Annotated in this window: 17 protein-coding genes; 2 read left to right on the top strand and 15 right to left on the bottom strand. The window is 33.4% G+C overall.

The window, feature by feature from the left end; genetic code table 11:
* Positions 1-70: 70 nt before the first annotated feature.
* From D7D81_RS03755 to D7D81_RS03715, 9 genes are all read right to left on the bottom strand, one after another.
* A complete protein-coding gene (locus D7D81_RS03755) occupies positions 71-844 on the bottom strand; it encodes an IclR family transcriptional regulator (RefSeq protein WP_286170173.1) in 774 nt (257 codons plus the stop codon).
* 338 nt (positions 845-1182) lie between these two features.
* Positions 1183-2007 carry an SDR family oxidoreductase gene (locus tag D7D81_RS03750; protein WP_125987441.1) on the bottom strand — a complete coding sequence of 275 codons (825 nt, stop codon included), beginning with the start codon at positions 2005-2007 and terminating at the stop codon, positions 1183-1185.
* Positions 2008-2037: 30 nt separating this feature from the next.
* The gene (locus tag D7D81_RS03745) at positions 2038-3327 is read right to left on the bottom strand and encodes a nickel-dependent putative hexonate epimerase (RefSeq protein ID WP_125987439.1); all 1290 of its coding nucleotides are present in this window, start codon (positions 3325-3327) and stop codon (positions 2038-2040) included.
* A 35-nt stretch (positions 3328-3362) separates the two neighbouring features.
* Positions 3363-4649, bottom strand: a complete 1287-nt coding sequence (locus D7D81_RS03740) for a TRAP transporter large permease (RefSeq protein WP_125987425.1) — start codon at positions 4647-4649, stop codon at positions 3363-3365.
* A gap of 74 nt (positions 4650-4723) precedes the next feature.
* Positions 4724-5248, bottom strand: coding sequence for a TRAP transporter small permease (locus D7D81_RS03735; RefSeq protein WP_164522100.1), 525 nt, complete (start codon positions 5246-5248; stop codon positions 4724-4726).
* Positions 5249-5319: 71 nt separating this feature from the next.
* The gene (locus tag D7D81_RS03730; protein ID WP_125987437.1) at positions 5320-6381 is read right to left on the bottom strand and encodes a DctP family TRAP transporter solute-binding subunit; all 1062 of its coding nucleotides are present in this window, start codon (positions 6379-6381) and stop codon (positions 5320-5322) included.
* Positions 6382-6501: 120 nt separating this feature from the next.
* Entirely contained in the window at positions 6502-7545 is a 1044-nt protein-coding gene (gene uxuA / locus D7D81_RS03725; protein ID WP_125987435.1) for a mannonate dehydratase, read from the bottom strand.
* Between the two features lie 81 nt (positions 7546-7626).
* A complete protein-coding gene (locus tag D7D81_RS03720) occupies positions 7627-8643 on the bottom strand; it encodes a zinc-binding alcohol dehydrogenase family protein (protein ID WP_125987433.1) in 1017 nt (338 codons plus the stop codon).
* A 376-nt stretch (positions 8644-9019) separates the two neighbouring features.
* Positions 9020-9706, bottom strand: coding sequence for a GntR family transcriptional regulator (locus D7D81_RS03715; protein ID WP_125987431.1), 687 nt, complete (start codon positions 9704-9706; stop codon positions 9020-9022).
* A 301-nt stretch (positions 9707-10007) separates the two neighbouring features.
* On the opposite strand from D7D81_RS03715, the gene D7D81_RS03710 reads away from it, so the two are divergent.
* Entirely contained in the window at positions 10008-10259 is a 252-nt protein-coding gene (locus D7D81_RS03710) for a hypothetical protein (RefSeq protein WP_125987429.1), read from the top strand.
* A complete protein-coding gene (locus D7D81_RS03705) occupies positions 10256-10660 on the top strand; it encodes a type II toxin-antitoxin system VapC family toxin (protein WP_125987427.1) in 405 nt (134 codons plus the stop codon). Before D7D81_RS03710 ends, D7D81_RS03705 begins: the two co-directional genes overlap by 4 nt.
* 227 nt (positions 10661-10887) lie before the next feature.
* Here the strand turns inward: D7D81_RS03705 and D7D81_RS03700 are convergent, their stop codons facing one another.
* The 6 genes from D7D81_RS03700 to D7D81_RS03675 form a co-directional block, all read right to left on the bottom strand.
* Positions 10888-12174: a TRAP transporter large permease gene (locus tag D7D81_RS03700; protein ID WP_125987425.1), complete on the bottom strand. Its 1287-nt coding sequence runs from the start codon at positions 12172-12174 to the stop codon at positions 10888-10890.
* 74 nt (positions 12175-12248) lie between these two features.
* The gene (locus D7D81_RS03695; RefSeq protein ID WP_164522100.1) at positions 12249-12773 is read right to left on the bottom strand and encodes a TRAP transporter small permease; all 525 of its coding nucleotides are present in this window, start codon (positions 12771-12773) and stop codon (positions 12249-12251) included.
* 71 nt (positions 12774-12844) lie between these two features.
* Positions 12845-13906 (bottom strand): DctP family TRAP transporter solute-binding subunit, encoded by a 1062-nt coding sequence (locus D7D81_RS03690; RefSeq protein ID WP_125987421.1) that lies wholly within the window; start codon positions 13904-13906, stop codon positions 12845-12847.
* A gap of 285 nt (positions 13907-14191) precedes the next feature.
* Complete coding sequence (locus tag D7D81_RS03685) at positions 14192-15436, bottom strand: enolase C-terminal domain-like protein (RefSeq protein WP_125987419.1); 1245 nt, start codon at positions 15434-15436, stop codon at positions 14192-14194.
* Positions 15437-15475: 39 nt separating this feature from the next.
* The gene (locus D7D81_RS03680) at positions 15476-16192 is read right to left on the bottom strand and encodes a FadR/GntR family transcriptional regulator (protein ID WP_125987417.1); all 717 of its coding nucleotides are present in this window, start codon (positions 16190-16192) and stop codon (positions 15476-15478) included.
* A gap of 48 nt (positions 16193-16240) precedes the next feature.
* A complete protein-coding gene (locus tag D7D81_RS03675) occupies positions 16241-16999 on the bottom strand; it encodes an SDR family oxidoreductase (protein ID WP_353622111.1) in 759 nt (252 codons plus the stop codon).
* Between the last annotated feature and the right edge of the window lie 33 nt (positions 17000-17032).

Genomic DNA, 17032 nt, shown 5'->3' with positions numbered 1-17032 from the left:
ATATATTAGCCGTATTAATCAGCTATTAATTCCGCATTGTGGAATCGCATTCCACTAAACTGGTAAAAAATTAAATCCTTTCATCATTGTTTCTTATATACCCAAAAGATCTTGAAATAATTACACTATATTGTTTAATTAATTTTGAAAGTTCTTTAATTTTCTCTTTGCCCATTCTAATAAGTGGTCCTGTAATGCTAAAGGAAGCAATAACTTCTCCTTCATAATTAAAAATTGGACCAGCAATACAGCGAACACCCATAAGTTGTTCTTCATCATCAATAGCATAGCCATTAATCCTTACTTCTTTTAAATGTTCTTTCAATTTATCTGGTTCAATAATGGTATTACCCGTATACTTTATTAATCCATTATCAATTATATCTTCTACTACTTTATCAGGAGAATAAGCTAAAAGCACTTTTCCTAGACTAGTACAATGAGGTTCTATTTTCCGGCCAATTTCTGAAAACATCCTTACCGTTTTTAAACTCTCAACTTTATCAATATATAATACATGATTATTATCTAATAAACCTAAGTGTACAGTTTCATTTGTTTTATCCCTAATTTCCTTTAAAAAGGGTCTAACATCATTCCTTAAGTCTAATTTATTAATTGCAACACTACCTACTTCAAAAAATTTTAACCCAACCTTATATTTACTGTTTTCATCCTGGACTACATAACCATGATTTACAAGTGTAGATAAAATCCTATGTGTTGTGCTTTTTTTTATAGCAAGACTATTACTTATCTCGGTTACCCCTAATCCCTTATCTGAATATATTAACTTCTCTAATATATTTATTGCCCTTGAGATAGACTGAACATTTTTAGACAAAACTATTTCCCCCTAAGCTTATTCCAATTATTATTTTCCTCATTGTGGAACTTTGTTCTATAATTATCTTAATATTATACTTTCTATATTAAACCGAAAATTCCTTCTTTTTTAAAATTTTTTTATTTTTACTTTGACATTTTAAAAAATTTAGTATCGTTCTCTAAAAACAAAGGAACCCTTTATCCCCTCTAATAAGGAGATTGAGTTCCCTAGTTTAAATATAACTTTTTCTCAATAACTTATTTCTATAATTATCAGGATTAACACCTAAAGAACCAGTACATATGTCGTCCATTACTTAAATTATCCACTAACTTAATAAAATATTTCAAAACTTATACACCACTATATGCAGAAAAACCACCATCAATCGGAATTACTGCACCATGAACAAATTCAGAACCAGGGGAAAGAAGCCAGAGTACGGTTGTAATTAGGTCTTCGGGATCACCAAATTTACCCATAGGGGTATGATCTATAATAGTCTGACCCCTGTCAGTTAAACCATCGTTCTTTTCATCCACCAGCAAAAACTTATTCTGTTCTGTTAAGAGAAAACCAGGAGCAATAGCATTAACCCTAATATCTGTTGAATAGTTCTGAGACATATGAACAGCCAGCCATTGAGTAAAATTACTTACTGCTGCCTTAGCCCCTGAATAAGCAGGAATTTTTGTTAAAGGTGTAAAGGCATTCATTGAAGAAACATTTATTATAATCCCCTCATCTTGATCTGCAAATATCTTTCCAAAAACCTGACAACACAAAAATGTTCCCATGAAATTAAGGTTAAAAACCCATTTTACAGCATCTTCCGGCAGGTCAAAAAAAGGCTTATCAGGGCCAGTAGTTGCCTCAGCTTTATTACCACCGGCACCATTAATCAAGATGTCTATCCTACCATATTTTGATAAAATTTTATCTGCTGAATTTTTAATACTCTCTTTATCCAGAACATCTGTCTTAATTGTTAAATGTTCTACACCCAACTCATCCAGGTCTTTACTTATTGCCTCCAGTGCCTCTTCGGCTATATCAAGTACAACTACTTTTGCTCCACTCCTACCAAGATATCTGGACATTTCTGAACATAAAACTCCAGCTCCACCAGTAATAACTGCCACCTTATCATTCAAATCATTAATTTTAGCAAAATCCACAAATATTACCTCCCATTAAATATTAATATATTAAAATTTATCTTTGGCAACCCATAATCCAGTTGCAGGGTTATTTATATAAAATATCTCTTCACCATCAACAATATTTAAACCACTATCAAGTTCATTTATATTATATTTTTCAAGAACCCGGTCTAATGGCAAGTAATTAAAGTTAACACCTTCTATATCCTGTTTTCTTAAATGTTGACAAGCAAAGTTTATCTTAAATCTTCCCTCAGAAGACCCCTGAATAAGATGAGCAGCTGCTGATAAGTTTTCTTGTAAATCTGAATTTTCCTTTACCAGGTCAAGCACCTTTTCAGTTCCAACATAACCATACTTCCTTATTAATCTATCATTATTTATATCTTCTCCAAATTTATGTAGCCCTGGAGCAATTATTACTAACTCGCCTCCATCAGCAATAGCCATACGAGTCCGGTATACAGCCTTACATCCTATCCAGGTAGTCTTAAATTCTTCTGGATCAAGATAAACAACAACCTTATTTAAAGATTTTTCTACTTTTATAATATTTACTTTTTGACTAAATTCAACTGCTCTTTCAAATACCGATCTATCGTAACCAGTAAAAATACCCAACATACGGGTCAGTTCTGATTCTTCATCAATGTCGGTAGAATTTACTGTCAAAATATATAACAAAGGAATGTCTTTTAAAAAATGTTCCTGAGCATAATCATATAATTTTCTAGCTGGAGAATGATCGCGTCCCATGACATTTTCTACTCCAGCAACTGCCCCTACAAAATGTGATACACTTATTATTTCAAATCCTCCAACACCAACAAGAATATTCTTACTGTAATTTGCCATACCTACTACTTCATGAGGTACTACCTGACCAATAGAAATAATTAGATCATAGCCGCCCTTGATCAAGCATTCATTTACTTTAACGGGAATCGGCTGTTTCACCTTATCTTCTGTTACTTCACTAACATATTCAGCAGGAATTTCACCTATTTTAATAGTATCATTGCGCCAATCATGAGTTTTAAAGACCTCCATAGGGATTCCAGTGCCAAACATTTCCTTTAATTTCCCGTTTTCCATTGGGTCATGTGTACCTAATGCTGGCATTATATCTATCTCTATATCCATCTGCCGCAAAAAGTCATAAAATATACTTGTTAAAACACCTGCACCTGAATGTTTCCTTGTAATGTCTGGGGGGATAATTAATATCCGTTTAGCATCTTCAGGAATCTGATCTACTAGCTGTTTAATGTAAGATTTTTGTTCTTCATAGCTAAATTGACTGCTTTCTGGAACTTTTTTTATTAAATTCTCCAAGATAATCCTCCTTTCCTATAAGTAATCTTTTAAAATTACCCACCATATCCTAATAAATTTGGTAGAAATAATACTAATTTAGGCCAATAAGTCAATAAAAACAAGACAGCTATTTCAACAGCTAAGAATGGTAAGATAGCTCTAGAAACCCTTTCTAATGTAGTTTTGGCAATTGGTGCCGCTACAAATAAACATACCCCTAATGGCGGTGTAGCCAGTCCAATATTTAAATTTACTACCATAATAATTGCAAAATGTAAGGGGTCAATTCCCAATTGGGCTACTAAAGGTGCTAAAATAGGAGCTAAAATTATTACTGCTGCCCCAATCTCCATAATCATCCCTACAAATAATAATAATATATTTATAAATAATAATACAATTAAAGGATTTTGCGTAACTCCTGTAATGGCTGCTGCTAAAAGTGAGGGCACTCGTAATATCGTTAAGGCCCATCCAAAAATTGCTGCACAGGCTATAATGATTAATATAGTCCCTGTAGTTTTTACACTCTCTAATAAGGCTGAAGGTAGGTCACTTAACTTTAAGGAACGAAAAATGAAAAATCCTACAAATAATGCATAAGCTACTGCTACAGCAGCGGCTTCAGTGGGAGTAAATATCCCACCTACTATACCACCTATTATAATCACAGGCATTAATATGGCTAATAAGGCATCTTTGGTGGTAAGTAAAACCTCTTTAGTCGATACTGCTTCAGTTCTTCTGGGATGGTTATCTCTTTTGGCAAAGTAATATGCTAAAATCATTAATCCTAAGCCTATTAATACACCAGGAATAAAACCAGCCACAAATAAATCCCCAACAGATATCCCTACGATATTAGCATAAATAACCATTAATACACTAGGAGGGATAATTGGACCGATTACTGAAGAAGCGGCAGTAACTGCTGCACTATAATCTTTATCAAACCCTTGCTCGGTCATTGCTGGAATTAGTATAGATCCAACTGCTGATGTATCAGCAACCCCTGAGCCAGTTAAACCTGCAAATATTATACTGGATAATATATTGGCCTGGGCCAGACCACCATGTATTTTCCCTATAACAATATCTGCAAATTTAACCAGTCTAGTTGTAATTCCTGTCTTATTCATTAATTGGCCTGCCAGGATAAAAAATGGTACGGCCAGATATGGAAAAGAATTGATGCCATTAAATACTTTATTCGGTAGGATACCTGGAGAAATCATTCCCCATTCATGCAAAAATATAAAAGAAGAAAATAACAGAGTAAAAGCAATTGGGATATTAGAGATTAATAATACAAAAAAGGCAATAAGTAACAAATATATCATTCTTAATCCTCCCTCTTAATTCAATATTATTGGCTGATTTCTAAATTTTAAGATGAGTATATTAAAACAATTAATTATGAGTTATTAGACTTAGCTATAGAAAAATTACCATTCATAAAGTCAACTATATCTGTTAGAATAAAACTTACCAGGTGAATAGCTATAATACTAAAACCTATAAATAAACTGGATTTAGGCCATTTATACGATAGATTCATAGCAGGTGTTAATGATCTTGAATCTACAATAAATCCAAAACTATAGTAGATAACAAAAATAAATAGGGCTAATGATATTAGCTTGGTTACAAAGTTAAATATCCTTAATTTTTTTTCGGGTAACTTCTCAACAAAAAACGCAACACCAACATGCTCACCATATTTAAACCCAATACTGGCACCTAAAAATCCTATCCAGATATTTAAAAAACGTGAAAGTTCATCAACCCAGGGAAGGCCTAAATTTAATATATATCGAAAAACTATCTGTAATAAGACTATGCTTACTAATACAGCTAGAAATATAACCGCTGTTATTTTTGCTACTTTATTAATTGAATCACTGATAGTTACTGTAATATTTTTTAGACTATTAAGCAAAAATATCCCCTCCTATTAACTATAGTTGTCCTATCAGAGATAAGATTATCTCTGATAGGACAGGTTTTTATTTATTTATAACCTAATTTCTTTTCATATTTTTCAACAGTATCTAACATACCCTCTACAACATCTGAACCAATTTCAGAACTTAACCATTCAATTACTGATGGTTGAGTCTTGGCTTTAAATAATTCTAATTCAGCAGGAGTAGGTCTATAAATTGACATTCCCTTTTCTGTTACATAATTAACACCATTAACATAGGAAGCAATGTGTTCAGAGGCGGTACCAGCTAGAGCGGCTTCTTTACCTGCATTTAATATTTCTACTTGGTACTTTTTCGGTAGACTATTAAAGAATTCATCATTGATAACTAAAAAGTTTTCGCTCCATAGATGACCATCTAAGGTAATATATTTTTGTACTTCATCTAAACTCCCTAATTTTATAGCTGAAATAGGGTTTTCCTGACCATCAACTACCCCGGTTTGGAGGGCTGTATAAAGTTCAGACCAGGCTATTGGAGTTGCAGTTCCACCAGCTGCTTCAACAACCTTCTGGTAAATTTGACCTTGCATTACTCTAAATTTAAGTCCTTTTAAATCTTCTGGGGTTTTTATTACTCTTTCATTATTAGTAAAGTGTCTAAATCCATTCTGAGCTACACCTAAAACCCTGACTCCAGTTTCTTCTCTCATATCTTCATATATATCTGCCATAAAATCACTTTCATTCATTACAGACATAGCTATATCAGAGTTCTGGAACAGATATGGAATTGAAAACACCTGCCATTCAGGGTATATAGAGGTTATTACCCCTGTCCCAGACATGGCCTCTAATTGTCCGCCCTGTACGGCTTCTAACATAGACATTAAGGAACCCAGCTGTCCTCCTGGGAAAATTTCCACCTGGATAGCCCCACTGGTATTAGTTTCAACCATAGATTCAAAAAGCTTAATTATTGTATATTCCAGACCTACTGCTAAATCTTCTTGAGCATCACCGGCACCAATACGAAGAGTTACTGGGTTTTCTGGACTAGGATTCAAATCTTTGGCTAAAACATTACTACCAATCATTGCTACAGCCAACAAACTAATGAATAAAACTATACTTATCTTTTTCACATTTATTCCTCCGTTTGTATTTTATATTTTGTGAAAATATATTTGTTAAACTTTCTATCCTCCTTTCCTTTAATATATATAAAGGGCTACCTTTAAACCCCTTATTTACTTGAATTGGTTTTATTCGCTTTTCTCTAGACTTTCCCAAATGCCATTTAAATAAGTTGCCCCTAAGGCCCTATCATATAAACCATAACCAGGCCGCCCTGTTTCACCCCAAATCATCCTTCCATGGTCTGGTCTCATCGGACCCTCAAAACCAACCTCATGATAGGCTTTTAATATTTCATAAATATCTAAAGAACCAGCAGTACTAAGGTGGGCTGCTTCTTCGAAATTTCTCTCCCCAGTAATTTTTATATTTCGCACATGAGCAAAATGTATTCTCCCTTTATCACCAAAATACCTGACTAAATCAGGGATATTATTATCTGGATTTACTCCCAGAGAACCAGTACATAAAGTTAGTCCATTACTAGGGCTGTCTACCAACTTTATGAATCTTTCTAAATTCTCTTTATTTGTTATAATTCTTGGTAAACCAAAGATAGACCATGGTGGATCATCTGGGTGAATAGCCATCTTAATTTCAGCCTCTTCAGCCACTGGTATAATTCCCTCCAAGAAATATCTAAGATTTTCCCAAAGATCTTCTTCACTAATATCCTGATACCTTGCTAACAATTCTCTTAATCCATCATTTTCATAACTAGTATCCCAACCTGGAAGATCTAGTTCTCCAGTCAAGGGATCCATCTTCATTACTGTATCTTCATTATATATCAAAGCATTAGAACCATCAGGCAATTCATAATTCAATTCAGATCTTGTCCAATCAAAGACAGGCATAAAATTATAACAAACAACATCAATTCCAGCCTGGCCTAAATTCCTTAAAGTCTCTTGATAATTCTCTATATACTTATCTCTACTAGGCAATCCCATTTTAATATCTTCATGAACAGGTACACTTTCAATTGTCTCCAGTTTTAACCCTTTTGAGTCTACCTTCTTTTTAAGTTCTAAAATTTTTTCCAGAGACCAAACCTCGCCAACAGGAACATCATAAATGGCAGATACAATACCTGTAACACCTGGAATCTGTTTAATCTTATCCAGGTTAACTTGATCATCATCACCATACCATCTAAAAGTCATTTTCATTTATTATCACTTCCCTCCCTAAGTTTTTCCTTGAGTTTCTAGTTTGCCTTTTATACACTTTTCAGTTTGGAGATAATTTATCTAGCTTACCATGACATTTACTTTAAGGTAATCACCTGGATTTTCTTCAATATCAATAATTGTTTCTGGCACATCTTCCATACTTATTATTTTTGTAATTATAGCCTTAGCCTTAATTTTATTATTATATATTAAGTCGATTGCCTCTTCAAATTCACCTACACTAGTCCTGCCACCACGAATATCAATTTCTTTCTTGGTAATAATATCTGTGGGTAAGAGTGTTTCTTTTTTAGGCCATCCAGTAAAAACAATCCTTCCTGCATAAGAAACCATTTCTAATGTATTTCGAATTGCTTCATTTGCACCTGAAGCCTCTAAGACCATTTCTGCCCTTCGACCATCAGTATACTTAGAAATCTTCTCTATTACATCTTCCTCTAATAAATTTATTACATTAGTTATTCCAAGGCTTTTTGCAAATTCTAAGCGATCTTCTACTAAATCTATTAAAATCGGTATTGCTCCATAGTATTGAGCAGCCATAGCAGCAAGCAATCCTATTGTACCCGCTCCATTAATAGCAACATGTTCTCCTTCTTTCAAGCGACCTCGATGTAATCCATGTATGGCTATGGTTAGAGGTTCTGCTAGAGGAATCAATCCCCATTCCATATCATCGGGAACCTTATACAACATTTCTGCTGGGTGGGTAAAATATTCTACCATTCCACCATCTACATGTACTCCAAGCACTTCTAATTTTTCACAACAATTAGTTCTTTTAATACTACATGGATAACAATGACCGCAATAAAGATAAGGGTCAACAATAACTTTATCTCCTTTTTTAATTCCTCTGGTATTTTCTGGTATCGATAAAACCTCTCCCGCAATTTCATGTCCTATGATTCTAGGATAAGATACTAACTGATTTGCCCCACGAAATGCGCCAATATCGGAACCACATATACCAGCTGATTTTACCTTTAATAATGCTTCACCTTTAGACGGCTCTTTTGTTTGTATATCTATAAGGTCTACTTTTCGGGGTTCTTTAATCCTTACACCTTTCATAACTAAACTCCTCCAATTTTTTAGTGCTTTATAGTCTTTAAAATTTATAAACTGTTATCACTACTAAGACTTTATAAACAAATGTAATTTAGCTAATGGTAACATATAGACAAACTTGTATATTAATATACAAGAATTTCTATATCTTAGTATTAGTCAAAATGATTTTACGATTTTATAATACTATCAATTCTATATAAGTAACACTTAAATATTGCACTTTTCTGTTCCAGCCAATTATATTAATTCCACTTAAAGTTTCATTTTACCACCCCCTTAACCAAGTCTTGCATATTAATATACAAGTTTACCCAAGAAATATATGTTCCAGACTGATATACTAATATGCAAGTTTGTCTGAAATATATATTTTAATTTATACAAAGTAATTAGAATACTTTTTATTGATTACTTCCACATCATCATAGACATATTTTATATGTTTCTCTAATTGCTGACAGGCAGAGACTGCATCCCTAGTTTTAATAGCTTGAACAATTTTTTTGTGCTCATTTATAGTTTCTTCCAGACGCAATTTGAGCTTTAACTTTATATAGCGAATTCTATAATAATCAGCACTAAAATTATGAATTAATTGCCAGGTATACTGAAACTGATTACCCTTAAAAAAGTATTCATGCATTTGATTGTCGAGTTTATTAAAATCTGATAATGCATTATTTTCAATAGCTAATTCCTGCTGGTTTAAATTTGAATCCAGGATATAAAAATCCTTATCTGTAAAACTATTACAAGCCATCTTTGCCGCTGCACTTTCCATCGTAGTACGTATAAAAACAGCTTCTTTAACTCGCTGCATAGCTATTTTTGATACATATGTTCCTTTTTGAGGATAAACTTCAACTAATTTCTCATTAGACAATATGGAAATCGCATCTCTGATGGGGGTCCTGCTTATATTTAATGCTTCTGATAAATCATTTTCTCCCATCTGTATCCCTGGTAAAAAATTAAGATTCAAAATATTCTTTTTAATAACTTTATACGCAAATTCCTTTGCATTACTAGCTTTTATGTTATCATCAACATTCAAATTATCCATTTATTTCATCCTTAGACAGAGTATTTTTATACTAAATATACTGATATATTAATATACAAGTTTAATAACTGTTAAAAGTTATTAATATAATAACATATAAAAATATCTGTGTCAAAATAAACATTAACCAAAGTCAGCTTAAACAGCTTGAGTTAGTTTATAATGAAATACCAACTTAAAGTTAGACCAACTAACAATATGTTATGTGAAGTTCAAGTGGTTCACGTGTTTATCATGCACATTGCATGCGTTTCTATAATATGTTATAATATAAATATAAATCTGAAAGGTGGAATTTAATATGCCTTCTTTACAAGTTAGAGATCTACCCGAACACATCTATCAAAAAATTGTTCAACTTGCTGATGCTGAAAGAAGAAGTATTACACAAGAAACTATTGTTTTGCTCGAAAAAGCCTTAGAAATTGAAAAACAAAATAAAGAACATAGAGAAGTTCTATTTAATAGTATTTTAAATGAAACCAATAATAACTATCAAAATCATAATGTTCTTGACCCAGTCCCTCTTATCAGGGAGGACAGAGAACGATGATTATCACAATTGATGTTAGTGCTGCTGTTGAAATAGTTATGGGGAGACCAAAACAAAAAATACTAATTGATATCCTTAAAAATGCTGACTGGATTATAGCTCCCTCCCTATATATTTATGAAGCAGCCAATGTTATGTGGAAATATCATTCCATTCAAAACTATCCTATTGACGATTTGCTTAATAATACAAGACATATGATAGATATAGTGGACCAGTTCATCAAATCAGAAGATATTTATGAAGAAGCTATTCCTCTCTCATGTAAAATTGATCACCCCGCATATGATGCAATGTATCTAGTTACTTGTAGAAGAAAAAACTCTACTTTAATAACTTTAGATAAACGATTAATAAAACTTGCTAATAAACTTGATATCTCAGTTGCATCTATTGGCTAACAAACTGAATTTTATATAATAACGTCCTGTTACGACATGTCTATGCCGTTAGGCCTGGCAGAAAGCTCATCACCAAATTTGTCTCCGTCAGCAAGTGCAAAGACTAGACAATAAAAATTATCTAACTGTCTAAATCCATAACTACTACAAAGTGTAATAACTTCATCCTTGTTTATAAACTTAGTAATATCTCTAATTTCATTCTATTTCATCCGTTAATATTAAAATTACCCACCATATCCTAATAAATTTGGTAGAAATAATACTAATTTAGGCCAATAAGTCAATAAAAACAAGACAGCTATTTCAACAGCTAAGAATGGTAAGATAGCTCTAGAAACCCTTTCTAATGTAGTTTTGGCAATTGGTGCCGCCACAAATAAACATACCCCTAATGGCGGTGTAGCCAGTCCAATATTTAAATTTACTACCATAATAATTGCAAAATGTAAGGGGTCAATTCCCAATTGGGCTACTAAAGGTGCTAAAATAGGAGCTAAAATTATTACTGCTGCCCCAATCTCCATAATCATCCCTACAAATAATAATAATATATTTATAAATAATAATACAATTAAAGGATTTTGCGTAACTCCTGTAATGGCTGCTGCTAAAAGTGAGGGCACTCGTAATATCGTTAAGGCCCATCCAAAAATTGCTGCACAGGCTATAATGATTAATATAGTCCCTGTAGTTTTTACACTCTCTAATAAGGCTGAAGGTAGGTCACTTAACTTTAAGGAACGAAAAATGAAAAATCCTACAAATAATGCATAAGCTACTGCTACAGCAGCGGCTTCAGTGGGAGTAAATATCCCACCTACTATACCACCTATTATAATCACAGGCATTAATATGGCTAATAAGGCATCTTTGGTGGTAAGTAAAACCTCTTTAGTCGATACTGCTTCAGTTCTTCTGGGATGGTTATCTCTTTTGGCAAAGTAATATGCTAAAATCATTAATCCTAAGCCTATTAATACACCAGGAATAAAACCAGCCACAAATAAATCCCCAACAGATATCCCTACGATATTAGCATAAATAACCATTAATACACTAGGAGGGATAATTGGACCGATTACTGAAGAAGCGGCAGTAACTGCTGCACTATAATCTTTATCAAACCCTTGCTCGGTCATTGCTGGAATTAGTATAGATCCAACTGCTGATGTATCAGCAACCCCTGAGCCAGTTAAACCTGCAAATATTATACTGGATAATATATTGGCCTGGGCCAGACCACCATGTATTTTCCCTATAACAATATCTGCAAATTTAACCAGTCTAGTTGTAATTCCTGTCTTATTCATTAATTGGCCTGCCAGGATAAAAAATGGTACGGCCAGATATGGAAAAGAATTGATGCCATTAAATACTTTATTCGGTAGGATACCTGGAGAAATCATTCCCCATTCATGCAAAAATATAAAAGAAGAAAATAACAGAGTAAAAGCAATTGGGATATTAGAGATTAATAATACAAAAAAGGCAATAAGTAACAAATATATCATTCTTAATCCTCCCTCTTAATTCAATATTATTGGCTGATTTCTAAATTTTAAGATGAGTATATTAAAACAATTAATTATGAGTTATTAGACTTAGCTATAGAAAAATTACCATTCATAAAGTCAACTATATCTGTTAGAATAAAACTTACCAGGTGAATAGCTATAATACTAAAACCTATAAATAAACTGGATTTAGGCCATTTATACGATAGATTCATAGCAGGTGTTAATGATCTTGAATCTACAATAAATCCAAAACTATAGTAGATAACAAAAATAAATAGGGCTAATGATATTAGCTTGGTTACAAAGTTAAATATCCTTAATTTTTTTTCGGGTAACTTCTCAACAAAAAACGCAACACCAACATGCTCACCATATTTAAACCCAATACTGGCACCTAAAAATCCTATCCAGATATTTAAAAAACGTGAAAGTTCATCAACCCAGGGAAGGCCTAAATTTAATATATATCGAAAAACTATCTGTAATAAGACTATGCTTACTAATACAGCTAGAAATATAACCGCTGTTATTTTTGCTACTTTATTAATTGAATCACTGATAGTTACTGTAATATTTTTTAGACTATTAAGCAAAAATATCCCCTCCTATTAACTATAGTTGTCCTATCAGAGATAAGATTATCTCTGATAGGACAGGTTTTTATTTATTTATAACCTAATTTCTTTTCATATTTTTCAACAGTATCTAACATACCCTCTACAACATCTGAACCAATTTCAGAACTTAACCATTCAATTACTGATGGTTGAGTCTTGGCTTTAAATAATTCTAATTCAGCAGGAGTAGGTCTATAAATTGACATTCCCTTTTCTGTTACATAATTAACACCATTAACATAGGAAGCAATGTGTTCAGAGGCGGTACCAGCTAGAGCGGCTTCTTTACCTGCATTTAATATTTCTACTTGGTACTTTTTCGGTAGACTATTAAAGAATTCATCATTGATAACTAAAAAGTTTTCGCTCCATAGATGACCATCTAAGGTAATATATTTTTGTACTTCATCTAAACTCCCTAATTTTATAGCTGAAATAGGGTTTTCCTGACCATCAACTACCCCGGTTTGGAGGGCTGTATAAAGTTCAGACCAGGCTATTGGAGTTGCAGTTCCACCAGCTGCTTCAACAACCTTCTGGTAAATTTGACCTTGCATTACTCTAAATTTAAGTCCTTTTAAATCTTCTGGGGTTTTTATTACTCTTTCATTATTAGTAAAGTGTCTAAATCCATTCTGAGCTACACCTAAAACCCTGACTCCAGTTTCTTCTCTCATATCTTCATATATATCTGCCATAAAATCACTTTCATTCATTACAGACATAGCTATATCAGAGTTCTGGAACAGATATGGAATTGAAAACACCTGCCATTCAGGGTATATAGAGGTTATTACCCCTGTCCCAGACATGGCCTCTAATTGTCCGCCCTGTACGGCTTCTAACATAGACATTAAGGAACCCAGCTGTCCTCCTGGGAAAATTTCCACCTGGATAGCCCCACTGGTATTAGTTTCAACCATAGATTCAAAAAGCTTAATTATTGTATATTCCAGACCTACTGCTAAATCTTCTTGAGCATCACCGGCACCAATACGAAGAGTTACTGGGTTTTCTGGACTAGGATTCAAATCTTTGGCTAAAACATTACCACCAATCATTGCTACAGCCAACAAACTAATGAATAAAACTATACTTATCTTTTTCACATTTATTCCTCCGTTTGTATTTTATATTTTGTGAAAATATATTTGTTAAACTTTCTATCCTCCTTTCCTTTAATATATATAAAGGGCTACCTTTAAACCCCTTATTTACTTGAATTGATTCTTTGTAAAAAATCAAAAAGGTAGTAATAAATAAAATGATACTATTGTAAGTCATTATAAATACTATCAGTCATTATCTGACTTCTATTATAGCTACATGATGAATAAATTTGTTTAAAAAAACTTAAGCTCTATCCTATAAGTCTTCTCGTAGATATAACAATTTTATGGAGTCTGTAATGTACCATCTCGAAGACGTGTTTGTGTCCAAGTAGTAACATTATTTTTACAGGGGTATTTAGCAGCCTCATCTTCATTAATATCAATGCCGAGCCCTGGTTTATCATTAGCATACACATAACCCTCCCTATATTCAGGCAGTCCGGGAAATACACCAAGCAGTGCTTTTTTTGAATCACTAAGCTCTTGTATTATAAAATTAGGTGGTTCCGTACCAGACCACTCTTGAATACCAAGATTCTGTGACGCAAGGTCAATGTGAATATTAGCTGCATGAGCTACAGGAGACATATCGCCAGGTCCATGCCAGGCTGTCTTTATCCCGAACTCTTCCGCAAAAATCTGTAATTTATGAGCAGGGGTAATGCCTCCTATTTGACTTATATGGGCCCTAATAAAATCAATTAATTGCTCTTTAATTAAAAATCTCCATTCATATGGATTATTAAATAACTCCCCCTGGGCTAATGGTATAGTTGTCTTAGATCTCAACTGACGTAACCATTCACCTTGTTCTAAAGAAATAGCATCTTCTAAAAAAAACAATTTATATGGTTCTAATTCTTGAGCTAACTTAATTGCATCTACTGGTCGAAGCCGTTCATGTACATCATGACAAAGATTTATATCATAGCCAACTTTACTACGTATTCTATCAAATAACTCTACTGTATCCCTCATATACTTATGTGAATCCAAGTAGACTCCCTCAGGTGAACCCTCAGGTGCTGTTGATGGTGCTTTTCCATAAGTACCACCATAACCACCACGTTGACAGCGAATAGTTGTAATACCCTGTTCTTTATATTTAAATATATTTTCAACTAGTTCATTTATATCTTTACCATCTGCATGACGATAAATAGGTACGCCTTCACGGCATTTCCCACCTAGAAGATCATACAAAGGCATATCTGCCATTTTACCTTTTATATCCCATAGGGCCATATCCACACCAGAAATAGCATTATTTTCAATAGGACCATTACGCCAATACCCATTTTGGTGCATCAAATGCCACAATTGACTAATCTTTGATACATCTTTACCAATTACTAAAGGTTTAATATATTCTTCTATCAAACATTTAACTGCTAAATGCCTATACGCAAAGGTTGCACACCCCAATCCATATAGTTCAGGCTCAGTTGTTTCTACTTTTACCACAACTAAATTTATTCCTTCTGGTGCAGTTAAAATTACTTTAACATCTCTTATTTTAATTGCCATAACTCCACTCTCCATTTATGAAATAAGACTATAAAAAGTTTATATTTGTTCTAAAATATCTTGTTCTTCAGCATCAGTATTATTCTCATAATAAATATCATCAATAGCTTTCTGTAAATGAGTTTTCATTATTCGTTTCGCCCGCGAAGCATTTTTGGCCTCAAAAGCCTTCAATAAAAGGGTATGATAATAAATACCATCTTTGTAACCAAACATTTCATTAAAATCATGCAATCTTTCTTCCTTTTGGGCGAAGGCATTTTTTAAAGACCTTTCTAATAGTTTGTTACCTGTTGCATGTATAATTTCTTCATGAAACAATCTATCAAATCGAACAAATTCATCAGGGCTTCCAATTGATTCTTTCATCTTTTGAAGATAATAATGTAATTTTTCGATGGTTTCCTTTGTAGCCCTTTTAACTGCATGATAACAACTATCTGTCTCTAAAATAAGTCTAAATTCAAGTAATGAATTCAAATCTACATAATCATACTCTTTTTTATTATGTTTCCCTAATCCTAAACTGGACAAATCATCTGAGCGCAAAAATGTTCCCTTGCCGTGAACACTCTCCATCGCACCAATACCAACTAATTGCTGTATAGCAGCCCTTATACTTGTCCTACTAACCCCGAGCTCTTTAGTAAGCCTGCTCTCCGAGTAAATCTTTTCTCCTATCTTCCAATTTCCATTCTGAATTTGTTTAATAAAATAATCTACTACTTGTTGCGTAACATTAGGTTTATCAACCATATTTCTACCTTCCTTTTGCCAAAGTCAAGAATTTAATATCATTAAAATTTACCGACACAAATAACCACCATCAACTGGAATAACTGCACCACTTAAGTAGTCACTTGCAGATGATGCTAAAAAGAGAGCAATCCCTTTCATATCATCTGGAGTGCCCCATCTTTTTGCTGGGATTCTATCAGTAATTTCTTTACTCCTTTCCTCATCCTCAATAAGTTTTTCGTTCATTTCTGTAGCCATATATCCAGGAGCAATTGCATTTACATTAACACCTAAGGCAGCCCAATCATTTCCCATAGTTTTGGTCATCTGTGCAACTCCACCTTTAGCTGCTGTATAGGCAGGAACATTAATACCCCCAAACCATGAGACCATAGAGGCAATATTTATAATTTTTCCTTTGCCTTGTTCAATCATTTTTTTTGCACATAATTGGTCCATCAGGAATACTGCAGTTAAATTAACAGCAATTACTGCATCCCAATCTTCAATTGGGAATTTATCCGAGCGGTGTCTTCTTTGAATACCAGCTGCTGTGACTAAAACATCAACTCCGTCCATTATTTTCATTGCATCATCAAACATTCTCTGGATATCTAGTCGATCAGATAAATCACCTTTTACAGTATGAGCCTTATAACCTTTTTCCTTGAAATCCTTTACTACCTGGTCTAGCTTATCTGAAATATCCATTAATACAACCTCAGAACCAGATTCCAGGAACCCTTCTGCCATTCCATAACCAAGCCCTTGAGCTGCCCCTGTGACTATAACCCTTTTCCCAGTAACATCAAACATTGAATTTATCACTTGTATTCCTCCCAATATAATATAGTAAAA

This window comes from Halocella sp. SP3-1 (assembly GCF_003953885.1).
Classification (GTDB): Bacteria; Bacillota; Halanaerobiia; order Halanaerobiales; family DTU029; genus Iocasia; species Iocasia fonsfrigidae.
The sequence above is the reverse complement of the archived record's forward strand: the minus strand, read 5'-3'. Positions and strand labels throughout refer to the sequence as shown.

Bases quoted from the DNA above. Each gene is read 5' to 3' on its own strand.
- D7D81_RS03740 (WP_125987425.1), bottom strand. From the start codon at position 4,649: ATGATATATTTGTTACTTATTGCCTTTTTTGTATTATTAATCTCTAAT.
- uxuA (WP_125987435.1), bottom strand. From the start codon at position 7,545: ATGAAAATGACTTTTAGATGGTATGGTGATGATGATCAAGTTAACCTG.
- D7D81_RS03720 (WP_125987433.1), bottom strand. From the start codon at position 8,643: ATGAAAGGTGTAAGGATTAAAGAACCCCGAAAAGTAGACCTTATAGAT.
- D7D81_RS03715 (WP_125987431.1), bottom strand. From the start codon at position 9,706: ATGGATAATTTGAATGTTGATGATAACATAAAAGCTAGTAATGCAAAG.
- D7D81_RS03710 (WP_125987429.1), top strand. From the start codon at position 10,008: ATGCCTTCTTTACAAGTTAGAGATCTACCCGAACACATCTATCAAAAA.
- D7D81_RS03705 (WP_125987427.1), top strand. From the start codon at position 10,256: ATGATTATCACAATTGATGTTAGTGCTGCTGTTGAAATAGTTATGGGG.
- D7D81_RS03700 (WP_125987425.1), bottom strand. From the start codon at position 12,174: ATGATATATTTGTTACTTATTGCCTTTTTTGTATTATTAATCTCTAAT.
- D7D81_RS03685 (WP_125987419.1), bottom strand. From the start codon at position 15,436: ATGGCAATTAAAATAAGAGATGTTAAAGTAATTTTAACTGCACCAGAA.
- D7D81_RS03680 (WP_125987417.1), bottom strand. From the start codon at position 16,192: ATGGTTGATAAACCTAATGTTACGCAACAAGTAGTAGATTATTTTATT.